At 69.9% G+C, this 23,548-nt stretch carries 23 protein-coding genes and 1 tRNA gene; 11 read left to right on the top strand and 13 right to left on the bottom strand.

Annotated features, from left to right (window positions below; genetic code table 11):
• Positions 1-9 precede the first annotated feature (9 nt).
• The 3 genes from MQH10_RS16085 to MQH10_RS16075 all read right to left on the bottom strand — a co-directional run bounded on the left by MQH10_RS16085 (position 10) and on the right by MQH10_RS16075 (position 2,510).
• Positions 10-492, bottom strand: a complete 483-nt coding sequence (locus MQH10_RS16085) for an Hpt domain-containing protein (RefSeq protein ID WP_242565033.1) — start codon at positions 490-492, stop codon at positions 10-12.
• 76 nt (positions 493-568) lie between these two features.
• The gene (locus MQH10_RS16080; RefSeq protein WP_242565032.1) at positions 569-1,351 is read right to left on the bottom strand and encodes an NAD kinase; all 783 of its coding nucleotides are present in this window, start codon (positions 1,349-1,351) and stop codon (positions 569-571) included.
• 34 nt (positions 1,352-1,385) lie between these two features.
• Entirely contained in the window at positions 1,386-2,510 is a 1,125-nt protein-coding gene (locus tag MQH10_RS16075) for a DUF2336 domain-containing protein (protein WP_242565031.1), read from the bottom strand.
• Positions 2,511-2,652: 142 nt separating this feature from the next.
• Between MQH10_RS16075 and glpK the strand changes: the two genes are divergently transcribed.
• A complete protein-coding gene (gene glpK / locus MQH10_RS16070; protein WP_242565030.1) occupies positions 2,653-4,152 on the top strand; it encodes a glycerol kinase GlpK in 1,500 nt (499 codons plus the stop codon).
• A gap of 9 nt (positions 4,153-4,161) precedes the next feature.
• Here glpK and selD read toward each other — a convergent pair whose 3' ends face one another.
• Entirely contained in the window at positions 4,162-5,217 is a 1,056-nt protein-coding gene (gene selD / locus MQH10_RS16065) for a selenide, water dikinase SelD (RefSeq protein ID WP_242565029.1), read from the bottom strand.
• A 102-nt stretch (positions 5,218-5,319) separates the two neighbouring features.
• Here selD and mnmH point away from each other — a divergent pair, with 102 nt between their 5' ends.
• The 6 genes from mnmH to MQH10_RS16035 all read left to right on the top strand — a co-directional run bounded on the left by mnmH (position 5,320) and on the right by MQH10_RS16035 (position 13,674).
• Positions 5,320-6,387, top strand: coding sequence for a tRNA 2-selenouridine(34) synthase MnmH (gene mnmH, locus MQH10_RS16060; RefSeq protein ID WP_242565028.1), 1,068 nt, complete (start codon positions 5,320-5,322; stop codon positions 6,385-6,387).
• Between the two features lie 41 nt (positions 6,388-6,428).
• Positions 6,429-7,856, top strand: a complete 1,428-nt coding sequence (locus tag MQH10_RS16055; protein ID WP_242565027.1) for a M20/M25/M40 family metallo-hydrolase — start codon at positions 6,429-6,431, stop codon at positions 7,854-7,856.
• Between the two features lie 53 nt (positions 7,857-7,909).
• Complete coding sequence (locus tag MQH10_RS16050; RefSeq protein WP_242565026.1) at positions 7,910-8,098, top strand: hypothetical protein; 189 nt, start codon at positions 7,910-7,912, stop codon at positions 8,096-8,098.
• Between the two features lie 95 nt (positions 8,099-8,193).
• On the top strand, positions 8,194-8,964 hold the full coding sequence (locus MQH10_RS16045; protein WP_242565025.1) for a class II aldolase/adducin family protein: 771 nt from the start codon (positions 8,194-8,196) through the stop codon (positions 8,962-8,964).
• Positions 8,965-9,229: 265 nt separating this feature from the next.
• Positions 9,230-10,438 (top strand): efflux RND transporter periplasmic adaptor subunit, encoded by a 1,209-nt coding sequence (locus MQH10_RS16040; RefSeq protein ID WP_242565024.1) that lies wholly within the window; start codon positions 9,230-9,232, stop codon positions 10,436-10,438.
• Entirely contained in the window at positions 10,438-13,674 is a 3,237-nt protein-coding gene (locus MQH10_RS16035) for an efflux RND transporter permease subunit (RefSeq protein ID WP_242565074.1), read from the top strand. The genes MQH10_RS16040 and MQH10_RS16035 overlap by 1 nt, the downstream gene beginning before the upstream one ends.
• A gap of 345 nt (positions 13,675-14,019) precedes the next feature.
• On the opposite strand, the gene MQH10_RS16030 is transcribed toward MQH10_RS16035, so the two are convergent.
• The 4 genes from MQH10_RS16030 to MQH10_RS16015 form a co-directional block, all read right to left on the bottom strand.
• Entirely contained in the window at positions 14,020-14,544 is a 525-nt protein-coding gene (locus MQH10_RS16030; RefSeq protein WP_242565023.1) for a c-type cytochrome, read from the bottom strand.
• A 73-nt stretch (positions 14,545-14,617) separates the two neighbouring features.
• Positions 14,618-15,091: a YaiI/YqxD family protein gene (locus MQH10_RS16025; protein WP_272886977.1), complete on the bottom strand. Its 474-nt coding sequence runs from the start codon at positions 15,089-15,091 to the stop codon at positions 14,618-14,620.
• Positions 15,092-15,151: 60 nt separating this feature from the next.
• Positions 15,152-15,227 (bottom strand) — tRNA-Thr (locus MQH10_RS16020).
• A gap of 47 nt (positions 15,228-15,274) precedes the next feature.
• Positions 15,275-16,789 (bottom strand): ArnT family glycosyltransferase, encoded by a 1,515-nt coding sequence (locus MQH10_RS16015; protein WP_242565022.1) that lies wholly within the window; start codon positions 16,787-16,789, stop codon positions 15,275-15,277.
• 210 nt (positions 16,790-16,999) lie between these two features.
• Between MQH10_RS16015 and MQH10_RS16010 the strand changes: the two genes are divergently transcribed.
• Positions 17,000-17,443: a DUF3617 domain-containing protein gene (locus MQH10_RS16010; RefSeq protein WP_242565021.1), complete on the top strand. Its 444-nt coding sequence runs from the start codon at positions 17,000-17,002 to the stop codon at positions 17,441-17,443.
• A 41-nt stretch (positions 17,444-17,484) separates the two neighbouring features.
• Here MQH10_RS16010 and MQH10_RS16005 read toward each other — a convergent pair whose 3' ends face one another.
• From MQH10_RS16005 to MQH10_RS15985, 5 genes are read right to left on the bottom strand one after another with little or no spacing between them, the layout of a single operon-like run.
• Positions 17,485-18,141: a tetratricopeptide repeat protein gene (locus tag MQH10_RS16005; protein ID WP_242565020.1), complete on the bottom strand. Its 657-nt coding sequence runs from the start codon at positions 18,139-18,141 to the stop codon at positions 17,485-17,487.
• An 18-nt stretch (positions 18,142-18,159) separates the two neighbouring features.
• Positions 18,160-18,915: an SDR family NAD(P)-dependent oxidoreductase gene (locus MQH10_RS16000; protein ID WP_242565019.1), complete on the bottom strand. Its 756-nt coding sequence runs from the start codon at positions 18,913-18,915 to the stop codon at positions 18,160-18,162.
• A complete protein-coding gene (locus tag MQH10_RS15995; protein WP_242565018.1) occupies positions 18,905-19,588 on the bottom strand; it encodes an iron-containing redox enzyme family protein in 684 nt (227 codons plus the stop codon). Before MQH10_RS15995 ends, MQH10_RS16000 begins: the two co-directional genes overlap by 11 nt.
• Before the next feature lie 9 nt (positions 19,589-19,597).
• Complete coding sequence (locus MQH10_RS15990; RefSeq protein WP_242565017.1) at positions 19,598-21,061, bottom strand: AMP-binding protein; 1,464 nt, start codon at positions 21,059-21,061, stop codon at positions 19,598-19,600.
• Positions 21,058-21,774, bottom strand: coding sequence for a thermostable hemolysin (locus MQH10_RS15985; protein ID WP_242565072.1), 717 nt, complete (start codon positions 21,772-21,774; stop codon positions 21,058-21,060). Before MQH10_RS15985 ends, MQH10_RS15990 begins: the two co-directional genes overlap by 4 nt.
• Positions 21,775-21,947: 173 nt before the next feature.
• On the opposite strand from MQH10_RS15985, the gene MQH10_RS15980 reads away from it, so the two are divergent.
• The 3 genes from MQH10_RS15980 to MQH10_RS15970 all read left to right on the top strand — a co-directional run bounded on the left by MQH10_RS15980 (position 21,948) and on the right by MQH10_RS15970 (position 23,540).
• Entirely contained in the window at positions 21,948-22,469 is a 522-nt protein-coding gene (locus tag MQH10_RS15980) for an RNA polymerase sigma factor (RefSeq protein ID WP_242565016.1), read from the top strand.
• A 100-nt stretch (positions 22,470-22,569) separates the two neighbouring features.
• A complete protein-coding gene (locus MQH10_RS15975; protein WP_242565015.1) occupies positions 22,570-23,238 on the top strand; it encodes a FecR domain-containing protein in 669 nt (222 codons plus the stop codon).
• A 95-nt stretch (positions 23,239-23,333) separates the two neighbouring features.
• Positions 23,334-23,540 (top strand): hypothetical protein, encoded by a 207-nt coding sequence (locus MQH10_RS15970; protein WP_242565014.1) that lies wholly within the window; start codon positions 23,334-23,336, stop codon positions 23,538-23,540.
• Positions 23,541-23,548 lie beyond the last annotated feature (8 nt).

The raw sequence follows: 23,548 nt of genomic DNA, 5'->3' as shown, positions 1-23,548 counted from the left end.
GGAGGGCGCTTAGGCGCCCATCTCCGTGACCATGCGCTCGAGTTCGGTGATCAGGACGCGGCCGACCGGATGGTCGTCGGTCTTCACCTCGTCGCGCACCGCGGCGCGGATGCCGTCGATGTGGGCGTCGATCAGGGCCATGGGCGCGGTCAGGCGCTTGTCCTTGTCGTCGATCAGCTTGCAGAGCGAGGCGCCGATGCGGGTGATCAGCGGATATTCGTAGGTGGTGCCCAGGCCCTTGAGGTCGTGGGCGCGCAGATAGAGGAACTCCATCGTCTCGGCGGTCATGCCCTCGGCCTTGACCCGCTGGCGGGCGTTCTCGAGCTTGACGACCTCGTCCTGCAGCCACTGGGTGAAGTTGCCCGACAGGCTCTTGAGGGCCGCTTCGGCCTTGGCGATGGCGCTGGGATCGAGCGCGCCGAACCGGCCGCCGACCTTGAGTTTCAAGGTATTGGGGACCTGGATCACCTGACCGGGGTTCTGCTGGCTCACAACGTGGCTCCTGAAATAGGTCGACTCAGCCTAGCGGCGATCCGTTAACAACGAATGAGGCGGCAAGGCCTTATAATCAAACAGAAAATTGCTCCGCAAGCACGCGTTCCTCGAGACTCCGTCCCGCGTCGAACAGCATGATCATGCTCTTGTCGCGATCTTCGGCAACGTGAACTTCCAGCACGTCGCGCACTTCGAAATTATCGGCCACGGCGCTGACCGGCCGCTTGTCGGCCTCCAGGATCTCGAACGAGACCCGGGCGGTGTGGGCGAGCAGGGCGCCGCGCCAGCGGCGCGGGCGGAAGGCGCTGATGGGGGTCAGGGCCAGAACGCGGGCGTCCAGCGGGATGATCGGGCCGTGGGCGGAGAGATTATAGGCCGTCGACCCCGCGGGGGTGGCGACCAGCGCCCCGTCGCAGGAGAGCTCGCCCAGCCGCACCTTGCCGTCGATCGAGATGCGCAGCTTGGCCGTCTGGCGGGTCTGGCGCAGCAGGGAGACCTCGTTGATGGCGAGCGCGTTGTGCACCGTTCCATGGGCGTCGACGGCGCGCATGGACAGCGGATGGATGACGGCGCGCTCGGCGGCGTTGATCCGCTCCAGGAGGTCGTCCTCGCTGTACTCGTTCATCAGGAAGCCGACCGAACCGCGGTTCATGCCGTAGATCGGCCGGCCCGAGGCCATATGGGCGTGCAGCACTTCCAGCATGAAGCCGTCACCGCCGAGGGCGACGATGACCTGGGCGGACTCCGCGCCGGCGTCGCCGTAGCGGAGCGCGAGGGCGTCCCGGGCCTCCTGGGCCTCGGACCGATCACTGGCCAGGAAGGCGAGGCGAGTCACGTGGGGTTCGGCCTTGAACATGCAGGCGCCAGAAGCGCGGGATTGGGCCGGATTGTCAAACCTTGGCGAGGGCCTTGGTGAAGGCGGTGCGCGCGATGTCCGGAGCGAAGGGGCCGAAGGCGCCGGCCGCCCGTCGCGCGCCCTCCGCGCCGCCGCCGGGATGGCCGTCATTCAGCTCGCGGACCAGCTCGAGAATGGTCGGAAAGACGCTGCGGTCGATACCCACCGAGGCGCAGGCCAGCGCCAGCAGCTCCGGGCGATCCGAATCGATGGCGCGGCGGATCTGGTCGGGATCGAAGCGGCCGAGCGTGGTCAGGCCGCCGATGAACAGGCTGAGCTTCTGTTCGCGCAGGGCGCGCAGCAGGTAGCCCGGGCGGAGCTGGCCGGCCTGGTCGAGCTTGGCGAGCAGCCGCTTCTCCATCTCGGCGCGCTCGTCCTCCTGGGGGAAGACCACCGTGCCGTCGACCTCGGACACCACGCCGCCGTGGGCCTCGCGGATCGACTCGGCGATGGCCGCGTCGAGGGCGGTCTGGTCCAGGCGGAAGCGGGCCGCCAGGCTGTTGCGCAGGGCCTGGCCCACCCAGACATAGAGCTCGCGGGCCAGATCGTCGGTGAGGCCCGGGTGGCGGGACAGGGGGGTGCGCAGGGCGGCGATCCGCCGGGCGGCGCCGATCAGGCGCTTGAGGTCGTCGCGGCTGACCTGGGCGGAGACATTGCCCGCCAGGGCGGTGAGCACGGCCGGCTCGTTCTGCTCCAGGATAGCGGCGACGACGGGCGCGCCGAGCTGGGGCCGGCGGGCGACCTCGATCTGATGCTCGATGGTGGCTTCGACCAGCAGGCGCACCAGATCGTTGTCCTTCAGGACCGGACTGGAGGCGATCACGGGCCGCGCGATCTCGATGTCGTCCAGGGCGAGCACATTGATCAGGGCGACCGGCGCCCATTCGGCGTCGGCCAGCTTTTCGGCCAGCCGGCGGCGGATGTCGCGCTCGGCCTCGACCACCAGGCTCATGAAGATGGAGGAGAGCAGGGCCTGGACCGGCGGCGATTCCATCACCGCCGTCGCGCCGTCGCCAGCATCGCACAGGTCGACAATGGCCAGGAGCAGGCGTTCACGGTCCTGCACGGCCCGACTACGGGCCAGGGAGAGAATCTCCTGGGTCTTGGCCGCGACGGACAACGCCGAATTCCTCAATTCCACTCTGGAACAAACGCGCTGGCGAATCTGCTCCGGGTCGGATGAAAACATGGTTACAAGCCGCTGACTATGAATGTGGCGGAACAGCGCAGGCGTACTGCCCCAGTTTGAGCGGAGGACCGTTTTGGCCGAGCCTTTGATCCTGGCCCTGGACCAGGGCACGACCTCAACCCGCGCCATTCTCTTCGACGCCAAGGGCCAGGCCCTGGCCGAGGCCGGGCGTCCGCTGGAGCAGTTCTATCCGGCCGACGGTTGGGTCGAGCACGACGCGACCGAGATCTTCCGGACCAGCGTCGAGGTGCTGCGCGAGGCGGTCGAGAAGGCCGGCCGGACCATGGCCGAGGTCACCGCCATCGGCGTCACCAACCAGCGCGAGACGGTGGTGATCTGGGACAAGGCCACCGGCCAGCCGGTCCGCAAGGCCATCGTCTGGCAGGACCGCCGCACGGCCGCGACTTGCGAACGGATGCGCAACGCGGGCCACGAGCCGCGGGTCAGCGAGGTCACGGGCCTGCTGCTCGATCCCTATTTCTCCGGGACCAAGATCGCCTGGATGCTCGATGAGACGCCGGGCCTGCGCGCCCGCGCCGAGGCCGGCGAGCTGCTGGTCGGCACCATGGATTGCTGGGTGATCTGGAACCTGACCGGCGGGCGCGTCCACGCCACCGACGCCACCAACGCCTCGCGCACCCTGCTGTTCGACCTGAAGGCCCAGGCGTGGTCGGCCGAGATGCTGGCCCTGTTCGAGGTGCCGGCGGCGATCCTGCCGACCGTGCTTGATTGCGCGGCGGACTATGGGACGACCGATCCGGCCCTGCTCGGCGCCGCCGTGCCGATCCGCGGCGTGGCCGGCGACCAGCAGGCGGCCCTGATGGGTCAGGGCTGCGTCGCGCCGGGCGAGATGAAGGCCACCTACGGCACCGGCTGCTTCATGCTGGTCAATACGGGTGAGACCTTCGCGGTCTCGCGCGCCCGGCTGCTGACCACGGTGGCGGCCCGCGTCGCGGGACGCACGACCTATGCCCTGGAGGGCTCGATCTTCATCGCCGGCGCCGCCCTGCAATGGGTCAATGAGGGGCTGGAGGTCGCGGGCGGCGGCGGCGGGGTCGAGGCCCTGGCCCAGACCGCGCGCGCCGATCACGGGGTGGTGATGGTGCCGGCCTTCACGGGCCTCGGCGCGCCCTGGTGGGACGCCGACGCCCGCGGCGCCTTGTTCGGCCTGACCCGTGACACGGGCCTGGCAGAAATCGCCCAGGCGGCCTTCGACGCCTGCGCCCTGCAGACCCGCGACCTGATCGAGGCGATGCGGGCCGATGCGCCCCACGCCTTCGGCGCCGGGGTCGAGTTGCGGATCGACGGGGGGATGTCGCGGTCGGCCTGGTTCAGCCAGCGCCTGGCCGATCTGACCGGGGTGGCCGTCGGCCGCGCGACCTATCAGGAGACGACGGCGCTGGGCGCGGCTCTGTTCGCCGGGCTGGGGGCCGGGGTCTACGCTACGATCGAGGAGGCCGCCGCGGCGCGCCCCTCGACGGACCGGCATGAGCCGGCGGTCAGCAGCCACATCCGCGAGGGGGCCTATGCCCGCTGGCTCGACGCCGTGGCCCGGGTGCGGACCAAGGCCTGACGAGCCGCCTCAGCCGCGCAGCACGAGGGGCGGCGCATCGCCGCTCCGCGCCTGAAGCGCCCCGACCCTGCGGGCCAGGCCGAATCCCTGGGCCTGGACGAGCGCCATGACCTGGTCGGCCTGGGCGGGATCGACGGCGATCAAGAGCCCGCCGCTGGTCTGGGGATCGCACAGCAGGTCCCGCGTCCCGTCGTCCAGGGCGTCGGCCCCGCCGACCTGGGCGCCGTAGCTCGCCCAGTTGCGCACCGAGGCGCCTGTGCGCACTCCGGCCTTGGCGAGGGCCTCGACCCCGGGCAGCAGGGCGGCCGCGTGGGGGTCGATCACGGCGGTCAGGCCGGCTCCGCGGGCCATTTCCAGGGCGTGGCCCAGGAGGCCGAAGCCGGTGACGTCGGTCATGGCGTGGACGCCGTCGAGCTCGGCGAGGGCGGGACCCACCGCATTGAGCTGGGTGGTCGAGGCCACCAGGGCGTCATAGCCCGCAGCGTCGAGCTTCTCCTGCTTGAAGGCGGCGCTCAGCACGCCGACCCCCAGGGCCTTGGTCAGGATCAGCACGTCGCCGGCCCGGGCGGCGGAATTCTTCAGCACCCGGTCGGGGTGGACGAGGCCCAGGGCGACCAGGCCGTAGATCGGCTCGACGCTGTCGATCGAGTGGCCGCCCGCCACCGGAATGCCCGCCGCCGCGCAGACCGCCGCGCCGCCCGCCAGGATCTGGCCGATGGTCTCGGGCGCCAGCTTTTCGATCGGCATGCCGACAATGGCGAGCGCCAGGATCGGCTTGCCGCCCATGGCGTAGATGTCGGAGAGCGCATTGGTCGCCGCGATCTGGCCGAAGACGAAGGGATCGTCGACCACCGGCATGAAGAAGTCTGTGGTGGCCACAAGGGCCTGACCGTCGTTCAGCCGCCACACGGCCGCGTCGTCCGAGGTCTCGGTCCCCACCAGCAGATTGGGGAAGGCCGCGGCAGCGGGCATCCGCGCCAGGATGTCCTGCAGCACGGCCGGAGAGATCTTGCAGCCGCAGCCGCCGCCATGGGCGAGGGAGGTCAGGCGAACGGGAGCGGTCATGGGCGTGTCCGGACGATAGAAGGGCAGGGCTTCTCTTAGGCCTGCCCCGCGCCGCCGACCAGCCGCTCGCCTCACGGCGAACGGAGATGCTAACAGTCGGCCATGGAGATCCGGCACACCGAGGCGGTCGACGCCCAGTCGCTGAAATATTACGACGCGATCCTCGACGTTCGCAGTCCCGGCGAGTTCGCCGAGGACCACATGCCGGGCGCCGAGAACCTGCCGGTTCTGGACGATGCCGAGCGGGCAGAGGTGGGGACGATCTATGTCCAGCAGTCCCGGTTCCTGGCCCGGCGCATCGGCGCGGCACATGTCGCCCGCAACATCGCGCGGCACCTGGAGGGGGCCCTGGCCGACCGGCCGGCCAGCTTCCGCCCGCTGATCTATTGCTGGCGCGGCGGGCAGAGGTCCAACGCCATGGCCACCATCCTGTCCCAGGTGGGCTGGCCGGTCACCCTGCTGACCGGGGGCTACAAGACCTATCGGCGGACCGTGACGGCGCGCCTCTATGAGGAAGCGCAGAACCTCAGGCTCGTGCTGCTCGACGGCCACACCGGCACGGCCAAGACCGAGATCCTCGGCCGCCTGGCGGCCCGCGGCCTGCAGACCCTGGACCTGGAGGGGCTGGCCGCCCATCGCGGGTCCCTGTTCGGCGCGATCGGCCGGGAGCAGCCCAGCCAGAAGATGTTCGAGAGCCGGCTGCTGGCGGAGCTGGACGCCCTGGATCCGGCCCGCCCGATCTTCGTCGAGGCGGAATCCAGCAAGATCGGCGAGCGGATGACCCCGCCGGTGATCTGGAAGGCGATGCAGGCCGCGCCGCGGGTGGAGATCACGGCGCCCCTGGACGCCCGCGCCCGCTACCTGGTCACGGCCTATGGCGACATCATCCGCAACCCCGTCGAGCTGGACGCCGCTTTCGCCCGGCTGCCGGTCTATCCGGGCCAGAAGCGGCTGGAGAACTGGCGCGGCCTGGCCGGGGCCGGGGCGTTCGAGGAGTTGGCGTCGGCGCTGATGGAGCACCACTACGACCCGGCCTATGACCGGTCCGCCCGCAAGGACCAGCGGCCCCGGCTGGGCGTGATCGCCCTGAGCGATCTTTCGGCAGGCAGCCAGGAACGCGCCGCGGACGAGATCATGGGCTTGGCGGCCGGGCTCGACTCCGCCAGTTAGCCGCGCTCAATAGACGTGATTGTGTTTGCGGTAGGTGGGACATGACGACCAGGACCCTGTTGCTCGGCGGCCTTTCGGCCCTGCTGCTCGCCGGTGCGGCGCAAGCGGCGCCCGCCGCCAAGCCCGCGCCCCTGCCGCCGGCGGCGAACCAGGCGCTCGCCCACGACATTCTGAAAGAGCTGATCGCGATCAATACGGTGCATGACCATGGCACCCTGGTCGCCGCCAAGGCCGTGCTGGCCCGGCTGAAGACGGCGGGGTTCAGCGACGCCGACGCCCAGCTGCTGGTCATGCCCGAGCATCCGAACCAGGGCCAGGTGGTGGTGCGGCTGCGCGCCAAGGCGCCCAAGGCCAAGCCGGTGCTGTGGATCGGCCACCTGGACGTGGTCGAGGCCAAGCCGGAGGACTGGACCGTTCCGCCCTTCGCCCTCACCGAGAAGGACGGCTGGTGGTACGGCCGCGGCGTCCAGGACATGAAGGGCGAGGACGCCATCGTCTTGGCCGCCCTGATCCGCCTGAAGCAGGAGGGGTTCACCCCCGACCGCGACCTGATCTTCGCCTTCACCTCGGACGAGGAGAGCGGCGACGCCAACGGGGTCGAGTGGCTGGTGAAGACCCACCGCGACCTGATCGATGCGGGGCTGGTGATCAATCCCGACGGCGGCGGCGGCGCGACCCGCGAGGGAAAGCCGCTCTATTACGGGATCCAGACCAGCGAGAAGGTGTTCGTCACCTTCCAGATCGAGGCGACCAACAAGGGCGGCCACTCGTCGATCCCCGAGCCGGACAACGCCATCTATGAGCTGGCCAAGGCGCTGGACAAGATCGCCGCCTACAGCTTCCCGGTCGAGACCACGCCCACGACGCGCGGCGACTTCCTGGTCGCCGCCGCCCAGGCCAGCGGCCAGACCGCCGCCGATCTGAAGGCCGTGGCCCAGACCCCGCCGGACCTCGCCGCCGCCGCCCGGCTAAGCGCGACGCCGGAGCGCAACGCACGTCTGAGGACCACCTGCGTCGCCACCGGCCTGTCCGGCGGCCACGCCGAGAACGCCTTGCCGCAGCGGGCCAGCGCGCTGATCCAGTGCCGGATGATGCCGGTCGACAGCCAGGCCCAGGTTCAGGCCAAGCTGGCCGAGGTGATCAACGACCCCAAGATCGCGATCAAGGTCTATACGCCCGCCAATCCGGCGCCCGACTCGCCGCTCGATCCGGCGCTGAACGCCAAGCTCAGCGCGGTCATCCACGCCGAATGGCCGGGCGTGACCATCGCCCCGCACATGGACCTGGGCGCCTCGGACTCGATCTACACCCGCGCCGTGGGCATTCCGAGCTACGCCATGGCGGCGGTCTGGTACGACGCCGACGACAACCGCGCCCATGGCCGCGACGAGCGCATTTCCGAGAAGGCCTATTATGAGGGCCTGCAGTTCCAGTACGGCCTGATCAAGAGCCTGGGCGGCGGCAAGTAGGAACATCCCCGTCGCCGCGGAGTTCTATCCGGGAGCCACCCAAGGAGGTTCCCATGGCCGACAAGATCCAGGGCGAGGGCGACTACGACGCCGCTCGCCGTTTCGACAAGGCGGAGGCGGAATTCGTTCGCAAGGGCCCGGTCGACGAGAAGGCGCGCGAGGCCGAGCAGGCGCTGGACGGCGCCGAGGGCGCCGAGCTGGAGCGCGCCCGCAAGGCCTCGGCCAAGGGCCCGAAAGGCTGAACCGAAGCCGATAGACGAAGCAGCGCTTGACGCTGCGGCCCCCCGGCGCGACTCTGGGTCCAACAATCGTTTGGATTTGGACAGGGGAGGCCGCCATGGCCGATGGTTCGCTGGTTGGCGTGAACTCGCTCAAGGGCAAGGTCAGCGCCGAAGAGTGGGAAGCGCGCGTCGAACTCGCCGCCCTTTATCGCCTTGTGGCGCTGAACGGGTGGGACGACATGATCTACACCCACATCTCCGCCCGCATTCCGGGGCCGGAGCACCACTTCCTGATCAATCCCTACGGCATGTTCTTCGGCGAGATCACCGCCTCGTCGCTGGTGAAGATCGACCTGGACGGCAACATCCTCCAGGACACGCCCTATTTCATCAATCCGGCGGGCTTCACGATCCACTCGGCCATCCACGCGGCCCGGGAAGACGCCATGTTCGTGATGCACCTGCACACCGACCAGGGCGTGGCTGTCGCCGCCCAGCAGGAAGGCCTGCTGCCGCTGTCGCAGCACGCTCTGATCTGCCTGCCCAAGCTCGCCTATCATACCTATGAAGGCATCGCCCTGAACCTCGACGAGCGCGAGCGCCTGATCGCCGATGTCGGCGACAAGCCCATGGTTCTGCTGCGCAATCACGGCACGCTGACCACCGGCGAGACCGCCTCCGATTGCTGGCTGAACATGTATTACCTGGAGCGCGCCTGTAAGATGCAGGTCATGGCGCTGTCGGCCGGCCGCGAGAACGTGCTGATCGCGCCTCAAGCGGCCCAGGATGAGGTTCGCGGCCAGACCATGCGCGGCCTGGGCGGCAAGCTGGCCTGGCCGGGCAATCTGCGCCGGCTGGACAAGGAGTCGCCGGGCTACGACGCCTGACGATTGCGCTCCGCGGGCCCGGCGTTTCAAGGGCTCGCATAACGGCATTCTGCGGGCGCCTCTCGGGGCGCCCGTTTTCTTTGCGCCCTAGCGGGATTTCGCGCCGATAACCGGCGGGGTTTCGCCAATCGGCGTGGTTATTTCCACGACGCAATGGATCGACATGCTGCAGTCACTGGACGACCCGCAGTTTAAGGCCATAAGAGCGCTGGTGATTTGCCCCTTTAGCGCCTGACATTTCAGAGGCGACGGAGTTCCTTAGGCCTTGTTGCGACGCCATTTCTTCCTCGCCGGCGCGGTCCTTGTGCTGATCCTGATGATCGTCGTGGGGGGCGCCAAGATCCTCTTCGGCAAGAAGGCTGACCCCGCGGGCGGCCCTCCTGGCGCCTCCGCGTCCAAGGCGGGCGGGCCGGGCGGCGGCGGCGGGCAGGGCGGACGTCGCATGGGCGGCCCCGGCGGCGGCGGACCGACCCAGGTCTCGGTCGTGGTCGTCGCGCCGCGCACCTTCACCGACACCATCGACGTGCTGGGCGTGGCCAAGGGGCGGCAGTCCGTCACCCTGACGGCGGCGACCACCCAGCTGGTGGACAAGGTGCGGTTCACGCCGGGCCAGAGCGTCGCCAAGGGCGCGGTCCTGGTCGAGCTGAAGGCCAGCGAGCAGGATGCGGGCCTCGTCCAGAGCCAGGCCAAGGCCCTCCAGGCCGAGCGCGAATATCAGCGTTGGAAGACGCTGGCCGACAAGGGGTTCGCCTCGAAGTCCGCCGTGGATCTCTATGAGGCCAACTGGCTCTCGGCCAAGGCCGACGTGGCCGCGGCCCAGGCCCGGCAGGGCGACCGGGTGATCCGCGCGCCGTTCGCCGGCGTGGTCGGCCTGTCCGACATCGCGCCGGGCGCCCTGATCAATCCGGGGGCGGCCATCGTCACCCTGGACGCCATCGACACCATCCGGGTCGACTTCCAGATCCCCGACCGGGACCTGGCCGCGGTGCATGAGGGCCAGATGATCACCGCTTCGGTCGACGCCTATCCGGGCGTCAAGATCGCCGGCCGCATCGCCAAGCTGGACACCCGGATCGACGAGAAGACCCGCGCGCTCACCGCCCGCGCCGAGTTTCCCAATCCCGGCCATAAGCTGAAGCCGGGCATGATGCTGCGCGTCGGTATCGCCGAGGGCGTGCGCCAGGCGCCGTCCGCGCCGGAATCGGCCCTGTCGGTCCTGAGCGACAACGCCTTCGTCTATGTGATCAACGACCAGGGCGGAAAGCTCGTGGCCGAACAGCGCCCCGTCGTGACCGGTGTGCGCCAGGACGGCTTCGTCGAGATCAAGGACGGCGTCACCCTGGGCGAGAAGCTGGTCGCTGACGGGCTGAACAAGCTGCAGCCCGGCCAGCCGGTGCGGATCGGCGGCGGCGCCGGCAAGCACGGCGCGGGCAAGCCGGGCATGGGAGCGGGCGGCCCCCGACCCGGCGCATGATGCTCTCCGATCTCTCCGTCCGCCGCCCGGTGTTCGCGGCGGTGGCCGCGATCATCCTGTGTGTGGTGGGCCTGGCCTGCTTCAGCGCCCTGGCCGTTCGCGAACTGCCAAGCGTCGATCCGCCCGTGGTTTCGATCTCCACCACCTATCGCGGCGCGTCCGCCGAGGTGGTCGAGGAGCGCATCACCCAGGTGATCGAGCGCCAGGTCGCCGGCATCCAGGGCATCGACCGGGTCAATTCCGACAGCCGGGACGGCCTGTCCCGGGTGAACATTTCCTTCACCCTGGACCGCGACCTCGACGCCGCGGCCAATGACGTGCGCGACGCGGTCAGCCGGGTGGTGTCGCAATTGCCCGACCAGGCCGACCCGCCGCAGATCGCCAAGGCGAACGCCGACGCCTCGCCGATCATGTTCCTCAGCTTCTCCTCCAGCAAACTCAATCGTTTGCAGCTGTCGGACTACGCCAACCGCTATCTGGTCGAGCGCCTGTCGACCGTGCCTGGCGTGGCCCAGGTCAATCTGGCCGGCAACCAGGCCTATTCGATGCGCATCTGGCTCGATCCCCAGGCCATGGCCGCCCGCGGCCTGACCGTGGACGACGTCGAGAACGCGCTCAACGCCCAGAACCTGGAACTGCCCGCCGGCGCGCTGGAGGCCCCGACCAAGGACTTCACCATCCGCGTCGCCCGCGGCTATTCCACGCCCGAGCAGTTCGCCAAGCTGCCGGTCACTCCGGCCGCGACGCGCACGACCACCACCACGACCGTGGCCGGCTCGAACGGCGCGCTCGGGACGACTTCGTCCTCGGCCGGCGCCCTGACCACGGCCCAGGCCAATCCGGACGCCTATGTCACCCGGCTGGGCGATATCGCCCGGATCGAGGAGGGCCCCGACGAACACCGCCGGATGTTCCGCTCCAACGGTCTGGAGCAGGTCGGCATGGCGATCACCCGCCAGTCCCAGGCCAATGACCTGGACATCGCCAAGGGGGTGAAGGAGCAGCTGGCCGATATCAACAAGTCGCTGCCCAAGGGCACGCATCTCGATATCTCGGTCGACTACACCGTGTTCACCGCCCACGCGATCCAGGAGGTCTGGATCACCATGGGCATCTCGCTGGCCCTGGTGGCGCTCGTGAACTTCGTGTTCCTGGGCACCTGGCGCGCGGCCCTGATCCCCTCGATCGTGGCGCCGATCTGCGTGCTCTCGACCTTCATCGTGCTGGCCCCGCTGGGCTTCTCGATCAACCTCCTGACCCTGCTGGCCCTGGTGCTGGCGATCGGCCTGGTGGTCGATGACGCGATCGTGGTGGTCGAGAACATCCAGCGCCGCATCGACGAGGGCGAGCCGCCGGTGGTGGCCGCCCAGCGCGGGGCGCGGCAGGTGTTCTTCGCCGTGGTCGCCACCACCATCGTGCTGATCTCGGTCTTCGCGCCCCTGATGTTCCTTCCGGGCTATATCGGCCGGCTGTTCGTCGAGCTGGCCGTGGCGATCTCTGCGGCCGTCGGCTTCTCGGCCCTGCTGGCGCTCTCGCTGTCGCCCATGCTGGCCTCGCGCCTGCTGCGCCCCGCCCATGGCGAGGGCTGGCTGGCCCGCAAGGTCGACGCCGGCATGCTCAGCCTGCGCAACTCCTACCACGCCTCGCTGGAGGGCCTGCTGGGCCGCCGGTCCTCCGGGATCATCGGCGCCGCCCTGGTGGTGCTCCTGGGGCTTTGCGCCGTCCTGATGCTGAACGTGCTCCCCAAGGAGCTGGTGCCCAACGAGGACCGGGGCCGCGTCGACGTCATGATCCAGGCCCCTGAGGGCGCGGGCTTTGACTACACCGTCAAGGCGGCCAATCAGATGGAGGCCATGCTGGCCCCGCTGCTGAAGTCGCAGACCATCAAGCGCTACAATCTCAGCGTCCCGCGCTTCGGCCAGAACCAGTTCAACACCGGCAACGCCTCGATCTCCCTGCCGGACACCCGCAAGCACGCCATGACCTCCCAGGACCTGGCGGCGCAGCTGAACAAGCAGTTCGCCTCGATCACCTCGGTGCGGGCCATCGCCTCGGTGCGGCCCAGCCTGCAGCGTGGCGGCGTGGGCGGCGGCGGCGGGGGCGGCAACAGCGTCGACCTGATCGTGCTGGGCAACGAGTATCCCGAGATCGAGGCCGCCATCCGGCCGCTGATGCAGGCCGCCCAGGCCAATCCGCAGATGTCGCGCGCGCGCCTCGACTATGAGCCGACCTCGCCGCGCCTGCTGGTCGATCTCGACCGCGACAAGGCCGCCAGCCTCGGCGTCTCCGCCCAGTCGGTGGGCCGGGCGCTGGAGACCATGTTCGGCTCGCGCAAGGTCACCACCTACATCAAGGACGGCCAGGAATATGACGTGATCCTGCAGACGGATCGCGCCCAGCGGCAGACCGAGCAGGACGTGGGCAATCTCTATGTCCGGACCGGCGGCGGCTCCACCGTTCCCCTGTCCTCGGTGGTCAGCACCCGGGTGCGGGGCGACACCCCCGACAGGGCGCGGGTCGACCGCCTGCGGGCCATCACCCTCAGCGTCCAGCTGAACCCCGGCTATACGGTCGGCGAGGCGGTGCAGTACTTCCAGGCCGAGATCGCCAAGCATCCGGGCATCACGGTCAAGTGGGGCGGCACGGCCCGCGACTATCTCGAGGCCGGCGGCGCGGTCGGCCTGGCCTTCGGCATGGCGCTGCTCTTGGTGTTCCTCGTGCTCGCCGCCCAGTTCGAAAGCTGGATCCACCCGGCTGTCATCATGCTGACCGTGCCGGTGGCGGCGGTGGGCGGGCTGTTCGGCCTGCTGATCGCCGGCTCGACGGTCAACACCTACAGCCAGATCGGCCTGATCATCCTGGTCGGCATCGCCGCCAAGAACGGCATCCTGATCGTCGAGTTCGCCAACCAGCTGCGCGACGAAGGCCTGTCAGTGCGGGAGGCGGTGATCGAGAGCGCCTCCCTGCGTCTGCGGCCGATCATCATGACCTCGATCTCGGCCGCGGCCGGGGCCCTGCCGCTGATCCTGTGGGGCGGGGCGGGCGGCGAGAGCCGCAAGACCATCGGGGTGGTGATCTTCTTCGGGGCGATCTTCTCGACCCTGCTGACCCTGTTCATCGTGCCGGTGTTCTACAATCTGCTGGCCCGCTTCACGAAGTCGCCCCTGGCGACCGCGCGGCGCATCGAGGCCTTCGAAGCCGACGAACAGGCCCGCGTCGCCAACGCCGCCGAATAGGCCGTCCGGCGCGCCCATGAAAAAGCCTCCCCGCTGAAGCGGGGAGGCTTAAATCCTCATCGAGATCGTCGCCCGCGGACGGCGGGGGGACGCCGTCCGTCGGGCGAAGGCGCGGTTGCGGGGCGCGCCTGCCGCATGACGTCCGCGCCTTCCGATGGGACGCACGCCGAGAGGCGTGGGAAGGCGTGGGCTCGTCCGACCCGGCTCAGGCCCGGGGGACCTGATGACGGAGCGGGTGATGTCAGGCGGCGGTCGTCGGGGCCGCCAGATGCTCAAACGACCCCGACATCCCCAATTTGGGGGGATAGTCGGGTCGCGTCAAGGTTGTTGTGCTGGATTGCGCGCCTATTGCGGCGCGGCGCTGGTCTCGGTCTTCAGGTAGGCGATGACGTCGATGCGATCCTTGGGGGCCTTCACGCCCACGAAGGACATCTTGGTGCCGTCGACCATGGCCTTGGGATTCTCGATCCACTTGTCGATCTGCGGCGCGTCCCAGGTGATCCCGAGCTTCTTCATGCCGTCGGAATAGGTGAAGCCGGCCTCGGAGGCCGAGGCGCGGCCGAACACGCCCCACAGGTTCGGGCCGGTCATGTTGGCGCCGCCCTGGACGACCGTGTGGCAGGACTTGCAGACCGCGAAGACCTTCTTGCCGTTGGCGATGTCGCCGGTGTTGTAGGGGGCGGGCAGGCTGGCGACCAGGGTCGCCTTCTGGGCGTCGGTCAGTTCGACGGGCGCGGCCGCCGGGGCGGTGGCGGGCTCGCTGGAGGCCTCCTCCGAGCCGGTCGCCTGGCCGCCCTGCGGCTTGCCGCACGCGGTCAGGGCGGCGGCGGTGATGAGGGTGGCGGCGAGCAGCAGGCCAGGACGACGCATCGACTTTCTCCGGGTTTGGAAGACGGCCGGAAGCTACCGCAAGCGCCACGGTTAGCAAGCTTTGCACAGGGATTCAGCCGCGGCGGCGACGCTCGCGATTGATCACCTCGTCCAGCGCCTGGAGGAAGCGCGAGCGGTCCTTGCGATCGAAGGGCTTGGGACCGCCGGTGACCTCTCCGGTGGAGCGCAGCTGCTCCATGATGGCGCGATGGGCCAGGGCCGAGCCGATGGAGTCCGGGGTGAAGGGCTTGCCCGTCCCCGCCAGCACATGGGCGCCGTTCTTCAGGGCCCGATCGGCGAGGGGAATGTCATTGGTGATCACCACGTCGCCCTCCATGGCGCGCTCGGCGATCCAGTCGTCGGCGACGTCGGGGCCCGCATCCACGATCACCCGCACGATCATCGGCGAGGTCGGGATCATCATGAAGGCGTTGGAGACGACCCAGGTCTTGAGGCCGTAGCGCTGGGCGACCTTGTAGACCTCGTCCTTCACGGGACAGGCGTCGGCGTCGATGAAGATCTCGATCGGCTTGCGGGGTTCGGTCAAGGAGGGGTCCGATGGGCGGGGAAGCGGCGGGCCGCCGCGATGGCCGCCCGCGATCTCGATTGGTGCCGGCTACAGGACTCGAACCCGTGACCTTCGGTTTACAAAACCGCTGCTCTACCAGCTGAGCTAAGCCGGCCCCATGACGACGCCGGCCGCGGGGCCGACAGCGCCTTCCTTAGCGGCTCAGGACCCGGAGCGGAAGCGGTTGCGGATGCGTTCGGGCGAGTCGGGGCAGCCGTCCTTGACTACGTCGACCTTGGGCCCCTCGACCCGATAGGCGGCGTAGTGGGCATGGCGGCCACCGTGGACGCCGCGGTCGAGTTCGCCGACCGGGGTGACGGTCGCAAAGCAGCGGGCGAGGTCTTCGGGATCGAGCCGCCGCGCCAGATCGACCACCAGGCCAGGGCCCTGCAAGGGGGCGTGCGGGGCGGCGTCGAAGCGATAACGGTCGCGCTCCAGGATCTGCAGGGTCGGCGCCTGGATGCGCCGCTCGGCCTCGAACTGGGCCAGGGTGCCGTAACCGACCGTGCCGACCCAGCCCGCCCCTTGGCGCTCGCGAAGGGTCTCGACGTCCTCGCTGAGCTCCCTCCAGCCGCGGAGCGCCAGGATGAGATCAACCTTGGCCAGGGTCCGCGAGTGGGTCTGGGTCATGTAGATCAGGAGGCCTGCGGACAGGATCAGGCCCGCCGAGGTCCCGATGATCCGCCAGCGGCGGGCGACGGCGCCGCCGGGCCAGGTCTCGGCCGCCAGGGCCGCGCAGACCGCCAGCCCGCTGAACAGGGGGACGGGCCAGTGGGCCTGGACCGTCGCGTGCAGGGCGTGAAACACCAGATAGGCCGCGAAAGGCGCGGCGGTCAGGATCGGCAGGGCGAGGGCGGGTCGCGCCTGCGGCGTCTTGAGCCAAGGCAGGCGCAGGCCGCGGAGCGCATAGACCGAGACCAGCGGATTGAGCAGGACGAACTGGGCCGCCAGCAGCTCCAGCACATGGACAGGGGCGAACTTGCGCGGCGCGACCCGGCCGAACTGCTTGGCGATGGTGATCCAGTCATGGTTGGCGTTCCAGGCCAGGTTCGGCGCGAACAGGGCCACCGCCAGCACCGCCGCCGCCCAGGGCGCCGGGGTGGCGAGCAGCCGCCTGCGGTCGCGGTCGACGACCAACCAGAGGACGACGCCGGGGGCGATGAACATGGCGGAGTATTTCGACTGCACCGCCAGCCCGGCGGCCGCGCCGGCCGCCAGCCACCAGAGCGGTGAGCCGCCCTTGGCCACACGGGCGAGCGCGCAGAGGCAGGCCACCCAGAACAGGGCCGCGGCGGCGTCGGGCACGGCGAGGATCCCGCCCAGGCCGATGGTCAGGCTGGCGTTGTACCAGACCGCCGCGCGCAGGGCGGTCTCGGGCTTGCCGCCCAGACTGCGGGCGAGATCGGCGACCAGCAGGCTCGAAAGCGCCGTCGCCAGCACCGGCAGGAGGCGCACGCCGAGCGGATTGTCGCCCGCCAGGGTCATGCCCGCCCGGATCCACCAGGCCACCATCGGGGGGTGGTCGTAATAGCCGAAGGCCAGGTGCTGGGCCCACAGGCGATAATAGGCCTCGTCCTCGGTCAGATGGATCCAGCGGGCCGCGATCAGGCGGACCAGGGTGACCAAGGCCAGGAACAGGAGGGTCTTGCCCTCCGGACGACGGAGATAGGCGGTCACGCTTGGGTCTGTCCCAAGGCGATATCGGCGCTCAAGCGGCCCACCGGTCTCATGCATCGCGCCCTTGCAGCCTTCCCGTCGACGGGGTCGGGGACGATATGACTCGGCGCGGGCGCGGGCGCCAAAAAAATTATTGCGAAAATGAGTGGCGCCGTCTCGCCGTCATTGTCACCTAGACTGGTGCGGACGGACGGAGATTGAGGAGACGACATGGGCGCTGGCCTGATCTTGGGACTTTTGGCGGCGGGCTCGGTGAGCGCGGCGGAGGCGGCTCCGGCCGCGGCGACGCCCATGCCTGGCTATTGGGAAACCAACAACACGGCCACCTTCCTGTTCAGCTCCCACTCGACCGAGCGCAAATGCCTGACGGCCAGCGACGTGACCAAGTTCATGAACGGGCCGTCGAACCGCCACTACGCTTGCGAATATCCGAGCCGCACGGTGGGCGGCGGGCGAATCCGGCTGGCCGGCAGCTGCGCGACCAAGAAGGGGCAAGTGGCCTATGTCACCGCCAAGGGCACCTATTCGGCGACCACCTTCAAGCTGGAGGCGACGCTGAAGACCAAGATCGGCGGCATTCCCCTGTCCGGCTCGGCGATCACCGACGCCCACCGCCTGGGCGACGACTGCCCGGCGACGACCGCGTCGAAATAGGGCGGCCCGCGCAGGGTTCGACGTTGAGCCCTGATTTGGACTCACCCGTGCCGTTTGTTGCGGGCCTGGGCCAGCAGGGCCGCGGCCTCGGCGCGGCGGCCGTGGTCGGCGACCTCGCGGCCCGGGCGGGCCGGGGCGGCCAGGGCGCGCTCCAGGGCCTTGGCGGCGCCGGCGTAGTCGCCCTGGCGCAGCAGGAAGTCGCCCCAGAAGAAGTTGGAATCGATGCCGTTGGGGTTCGCCGCGAGAGCTTTCTGCAGATAGGTCCGGGCCTTGGCCGGATCTCCGAACCCGATCGGGAAGCCCGGCACCTGGGCGTAGAGCGACCCCAGGCTGGTATAGACCGAGCCGTCGCCGAGGGCGGCGGGATTGATCTTCTCGGCCCGCTCCAGGAGACCGCGCGCGGACTTGGCGAGCGCCAGGCCGCCCAGGCTGCCCTTGGCGCCGGCTTCGGTCGCCGAGGCGATGGCCTCCCAGACCAGGGGCTCGGCGCGGCCGGGGAACTGCTGGGCCACGGCGTCGGCCTGGGCGACCAGGGTCGCGGCGGCCGCGGCCTGGGCCGGCTTGTCGCGGATCTCGTAGTTCACATGGGCCCAGCCGCGGGCGAGGCCGTCGAGCTTGGCGTCGAGGCCGTCGGCGGCCAGGGCGGATCCCGCCGAGGCGGCCAGGGCGAGGGTGAGGACAAGGGAGGTAAGGCGCATGGTGGGCTCTCTGGGGGCTCAGCGGGCGAACAGCCGGGCGGCCTTGCGGTCGTTGGCCGACAGGGCCCGGTCGACGAGGCCGGGGAAGATGGCGTTGAGGCGCACGAAGATGGCTTCGGGGAAGCCGAAATAGGCGTCACGCCTGCGGGCGCGGATCGCATCGACGATGCGCTCGGCGATCAGCTGGGGCTCGTCCATGTTCATGTGGGTGAGCTTGGCGAATTCCAGCACGGCCGAGGTGTTGAGGGCCGTGCGCACCGCCCTGGGGGCGACATAGGTGACGGCGATCCCGCTGCCCGACAGTTCCCGCCGCAGGGCCTGGCTGAAGCCGCGCAAGCCGGCCTTGGCGCTGGAATAGGTGACGAAGTGGGCGAAGTTGATGGAGCCGAAGATCGAGCCGACATTGACGATCTGGCCGGACTTGCGGGCCTTCATCTTCGGCAGGGCGGCCTGGGTCAGGCGCACCGGGGCGACCAGGTTCACCAGATAGCTGGCCATCAGGTGGCCCGGCGACTGCAGCTCCAGCGGTCCGAAGTGCTGGATGCCGGCCAGGTTGACGATGATGTCCCAGTCACGGGCCGCCACGGCCTCGGCGGCCGCCTCGATGCCGTCCGGCGTCGACAGATCCTGGCGCATGAAGCGCAGTTCGCCGCCCGGCTCGGTGCGATCCAGCACGGTGACCCGGCCGCCCTCGGCGGTGAGCAGGCGGCTGATCAGGCCGCCGAGGCCGCCGGCGCCGCCGGTCAGCAGAATCTCTTTGCCTTCAAAGGACATGGGCGAACTCCTCGGTCGCGACGCGGGTGTGGGGGATGGCGCGGAAGACGTCGGCGAAGCGCTGGAAGACGCCCTGGGCGACCTCAATGATCGCGGCCTGGTCGGCGGGGTCGTCGACCTCGTCCATCAGCTTCTGGAAGAACACCAGATGGTCCTGGTCCAGCGCCCCATGCGAAGTCAGGTAGGAGAAGCACTGGGGCCCGAGGTTCAGGCTCCTGGCCACGGCCTGGGCGCCTTCGGTCGCCAGCCGCACGCTGGTCCCCTCCAACACCAGGACCATGCCGAAGAAGCCCATCGGATTGACCCGGGCGATGTAGTCATAGGCGTAGTCGACCATGGCCTGGGTTGCGGCGCGGGGCTGGCCCTGGCGCACCGCCTCGGCGTCGCCGCCGCAGTTGCGGATGTCGTTGAGGATCCAGGCCTCATGACCGGTCTCCTCGGCGATGTATTCGTCGAGCGCGTCGCGGAACCGGGCGTGGCGGTCGTCCAGCCCCGCCTTGGCCGCCTGCATCAGGGGCACGGTGTGTTTGACGTGGTGATAGGCCTCGGTGAGGTAGGCGATGTAGGTGGGAAGCGAGATCCGGCCGGTCAGGCCGTCCTGGATCTGCGGCACGGCGACGAGGGCTTGCTGGCCATCGACGGTCTCGGTGATCAGGCGAAGGAAGAAGGTCACGTTGCGATCCTATTGCTGAGCGATTTGAGGGCCTTCGACGAAGGCGCTGTGGCGTTTGAGGATGACGGCGCGGCGAGGCCGGCCATTGCCGGTCAGTTCGCCGGCGGCGGGGTCCAAGGGCGGACGCACCCGCCAGCGACGGACCTGGGCGTAGGGCGGCAGGGCCTGGTTGGCGCGGTCCACGGCCTGGGCGAGCGCCTCGTCGGCGAGGTCCGGCGACAGGGGCACGATCAGGGCGCCGAGCTCGGCCTGGGCCTCGCCGAACACAATGGCCTGGCGGATCTCCGGCTGGGCGAGCAGCTCGCTCTCCACCCACTCCGGCGCGATGTTGCGGCCGAAGGCGTTGATGATGGTGTTGGCGCGACGGCCCTGGATATGCAGGAAGCCGTCCGTGTCGAGGCGGCCGAGGTCGCCGGTGCGGACCGGGCCTGAGTGCTTCGCGCCACCGGCGTAGCCGAGATAGGGATGCGGCCCGACGAGGATCTCGCCGTCCGCCGCGATCTCGACGGTCAGGTGGGGCAGGGGCCGGCCCACGGCGCCGATCTGGCGGGCGGCGGGCGTGTTCAGGGCCACGACCGAGGCGCATTCGCTGAGGCCGTAGCCCTCATAGACCGGCAGGCCGAGACTGTCGGCCTGGGCGAGCAGCTGGGGCGATACCTTGGCCCCGCCGACGGCCACCAGATTCAGCGCCGGGAACCGGGTCCCGGTGAACATCATCACCATCAGGAGCGCGCGCAGCAGCTCCGGCACAAGGATCAGGCTGGTCGCGCCCTCGGCGGCGATGGCGGCGGCGAGCTTGCCGAGGTCCGGCCGGAACGGTTCCGCCAGTCCAAGCTCGGCGGGGCCCAGGACATGGTAGCGGCCACCGGCCAGCAGGGTGGTGTAGAGCCCGGCGACATTCTCCAGCAGGATCGAGAGCGGCAGCAGGGGAAGGTGGACGCCCGCATAGTCGGCGCCGATCATCTCCACCAACGAGGCCGCCACCGCCTCCATCTGGTCTTGCGACAGGCAGACGCCCTTGGGCTGGCCCGTGGAGCCAGAGGTGTAGGTGATCTTGGCGGTCCCGGCCGGCAGGGACGAGGCCGGGGTGTCGAGCAATGTCGCCCCGAGCGTGGCGCCGGCGACGAGCAGAGGGCCGTCGGCCTCGTAACCCGTGATCATCAGGCCCGCGCCGGCGTCGGCCAGGACGTGGCGGCGCTGAGCCTCGGTGAAGAAGCCGGGGATGGGCAGGCTGGGCCAGCCCAGGCGGACCAGGGCCAGATCGAGCACCGCCCATGCGGGGCCGTTCTCCAGCATCACCGCCACCGGCGCCGGGGCCCGGTCTCGCGGCGCCATGGCCGAGAGCTGGATGGCGGTCGCCTCGATCTCGACCAGCAGGTCGGCATAGGTGAAGGCGCGGTCGTGGTCGCTGAGCGCGATCGCCTCGGGCGTTTCGGCGGCGCGCCGGACGATGGCGGCGAGGACGCGGCTCATCGGGCGACTCCGGCGCCGAGGTCGGGATGCAGGCGGGGCAGGACCCCGCAGGCGGCGATCGGGTCGGCCAGCAGCATCTGGGCCAGGGCAGGCAGGGCGGGTGCGATGGCGCCGGCCAGCACCTCGGGGTCGCGGCTGTAATAGGCGCCCCAATCGGCGCCCTGGTCGGGGAGGCGGGCCGGCTCGGCGCGGGTCAGGAGCTCTGTGGCGAAGCCGACGCGGGCGAAGCTGCGGCGGAGCTGGCGGGTAGCGGTGGCCACGGCGTGGGTGCAGCCCTGGCGGTCCAGGTGACGGGCCAGCGCCAGGAACAGGAACAGCGAGGCGCCCGGGCTGTCGGAGGCGAGGTTGCCGATCTCGGCGACCTGGGCGCGGCCGAGCGGCGCGCCGAACCGGCTCTGCAGCTCGGCCTCGACCGGCGCGTCGAGGTACTGTTCCAGGAACAGCGGGGCCTGGGCGGCGAGGCGGAAGCCGACGGCGGCGTGGATGTTGCCCTGCCGGTCCTGAACGCTCATCAGGGTCGGGTAGTGGCGGCGGATGCGGCCGTCGAAGGCCTTGGCGTAGGCGGCCTCGAGGAAGGCCTCGACCCGCAGCCGCTCGGGTTGCAGCAGGTGATGGATGGAGATCACCCCCGGCTCCAGGGAGGTGAAGCGCCGCACGCGGTCGGCGTCGAACCTCAGGCAGCCCTGCAGGGCGCCGTCATCGACCATCATCACTTCCAGCAAGGCTCATCTCCGGTGTTTGGCGCGCGCCCCGTCGCCCTTCACCCAGCCATGACGACGTGCTCACCAAACCTCCTCATCGGTTTCGATTGCGCGGGGGACCGCCATGGGGAAGATCGCGGCCGGGACGCGGATTCGCTTCGAACCCTGGAGCCTCGATCGACGCCTTGGACGACGCTGACCCCCATCCCCTGCTGGCCGCCTATCTGGCGCGGCGCGAGGAGCTGGTGCGCTATTTCCGCGTCCGCCTGCGGTCGGAGGCGGCGGCCCAGGACCTGGTGCAGGACATCTTCCTGAAGATCACCCCGCCGCCGGAGGACGACATCGGCAATCCCGGGGCCTATCTCTACCGGCTGGGCACGAACCTGATGCTCGACCGGATCAAGCAGCAGCGCCGGGCTGGCCGCCGCGACGCCGACTGGCGCGACAGCACCACCATGGCCGCGGGCGGCCAGGACATGGCCGACGAGCCGCCGGCCGACGAGGTGGTCGCCGCCCGACTGCGCCTGGCGCAGATCGTCGAGGTGGTGGCCGACATGCCCGAGCCGGTGCGCGAGGCCTTTCGCCTGCACAAGCTTGAGGGGCTCAGCCATGCCGAGACGGCCAAGGCTATGGGCGTCTCCCGCTCCAGCGTCGAGAAGTACATCATGGCCAGCCTGAAGCGCATCCTGGCGAAGGTGGGCCGATGATCCCGCGAACCCCGCCGAAGATTTCTTGGAGGCGCCTGGCGGTTTGTGGCGTCATTGGGGCGAGGACCATGATGCGCACCCGCCAGACCAAGAGACCGACATGAGCGCCGACGCCGATCAAATGGCGGCGGACGCCCTGCGCGACGAAGCGCTGGCCTGGCTCGTGCGCGTTCAGTCCGATGCGGCGACGGCCGAGGATTGGGCGGCCCTGACCGACTGGCTGGAAGCGTCAGAGGACCATCAGGCGGCGTTCGAAGAGGCGGAGCTGTTGTCGGCCGAGGTCGGGGACCGGGCCGCCGAGATCGCCGCGGCGACGGCGCCGCGCTCCGCCCGGGTGATCCCGTTCCGCCCGCGTCGCCTGGCGCCGGTCTTCGCCGCCCTGACGGCGGCGGCCGCGGCCCTGGTCATTGTTCCGATGGTGTGGAGCGCCTACGAGGGCGCGCCAGTGACCTATTCGACCGCGCCGGGCAAGACCCGCGAGGTGGCCCTGGCCGACGGCACCCATATCCGCCTCGACGCCGCCTCGAAGCTGACGGTGCGGCTGGGCTGGACGGCGCGCCGGGTGGAGATGGCCGACGCCGAGGCGACCTTCGACGTCGCCCATGATCGGTCCAAGCCCTTCCTGATCTCGGTGGGCGACCAGCAGGTCCGGGTGGTGGGCACAGAGTTCAATATCCGCCACTTCGACAAGGCGGTGGTGGTCTCGGTGCGCCGCGGGATCGTCGAGGTGCGCCAGCCGGCGCTGGGGCCCAGCCGATCGCCCGCCTGACCAAGGGCCAGGAGCTGCGCCATCTTGAGGGCGCGGCGCGATCCACCCGCGCCGAGGTCGATCCCGACGCGGCCTTCGCCTGGACGCAAGGCCGGATGATCTGCGCCGACCGTCCGCTGAGCGACATCGTCGCCGATCTCAACCGCCGCTATCCGACCCCGATCCGGCTCGGCCCCGTCGCCGCGGGCATGACCTTCTCCGGCGTGCTCGACCTTGGCGACCAGGACGCCCTGGTCCGCCGACTGGCCGGCTATCTTTCGCTGCGGGTGGATCGCACCGGGCGGGAAATCACTCTAGGCTAGTCGCGCCA

The organism is Phenylobacterium aquaticum (assembly GCF_022695515.1).
Classification (GTDB): Bacteria; Pseudomonadota; Alphaproteobacteria; order Caulobacterales; family Caulobacteraceae; genus Phenylobacterium; species Phenylobacterium aquaticum.
The sequence above is the reverse complement of the archived record's forward strand: the minus strand, read 5'-3'. Positions and strand labels throughout refer to the sequence as shown.

Coding starts and splice junctions, on each gene's coding strand:
- MQH10_RS16005 (WP_242565020.1), bottom strand. CDS start 18,141: ATGCGCCTTACCTCCCTTGTCCTCACCCTCGCCCTGGCCGCCTCGGCG.
- MQH10_RS15970 (WP_242565014.1), top strand. CDS start 23,334: ATGATCTGCGCCGACCGTCCGCTGAGCGACATCGTCGCCGATCTCAAC.
- MQH10_RS15975 (WP_242565015.1), top strand. CDS start 22,570: ATGAGCGCCGACGCCGATCAAATGGCGGCGGACGCCCTGCGCGACGAA.
- selD (WP_242565029.1), bottom strand. CDS start 5,217: ATGACCGCTCCCGTTCGCCTGACCTCCCTCGCCCATGGCGGCGGCTGC.
- MQH10_RS16030 (WP_242565023.1), bottom strand. CDS start 14,544: ATGCGTCGTCCTGGCCTGCTGCTCGCCGCCACCCTCATCACCGCCGCC.
- MQH10_RS16035 (WP_242565074.1), top strand. CDS start 10,438: ATGCTCTCCGATCTCTCCGTCCGCCGCCCGGTGTTCGCGGCGGTGGCC.
- MQH10_RS16045 (WP_242565025.1), top strand. CDS start 8,194: ATGGCCGATGGTTCGCTGGTTGGCGTGAACTCGCTCAAGGGCAAGGTC.
- MQH10_RS16010 (WP_242565021.1), top strand. CDS start 17,000: ATGGGCGCTGGCCTGATCTTGGGACTTTTGGCGGCGGGCTCGGTGAGC.
- MQH10_RS16055 (WP_242565027.1), top strand. CDS start 6,429: ATGACGACCAGGACCCTGTTGCTCGGCGGCCTTTCGGCCCTGCTGCTC.
- MQH10_RS15990 (WP_242565017.1), bottom strand. CDS start 21,061: ATGAGCCGCGTCCTCGCCGCCATCGTCCGGCGCGCCGCCGAAACGCCC.
- MQH10_RS16080 (WP_242565032.1), bottom strand. CDS start 1,351: ATGTTCAAGGCCGAACCCCACGTGACTCGCCTCGCCTTCCTGGCCAGT.
- MQH10_RS16000 (WP_242565019.1), bottom strand. CDS start 18,915: ATGTCCTTTGAAGGCAAAGAGATTCTGCTGACCGGCGGCGCCGGCGGC.
- MQH10_RS16050 (WP_242565026.1), top strand. CDS start 7,910: ATGGCCGACAAGATCCAGGGCGAGGGCGACTACGACGCCGCTCGCCGT.
- mnmH (WP_242565028.1), top strand. CDS start 5,320: ATGGAGATCCGGCACACCGAGGCGGTCGACGCCCAGTCGCTGAAATAT.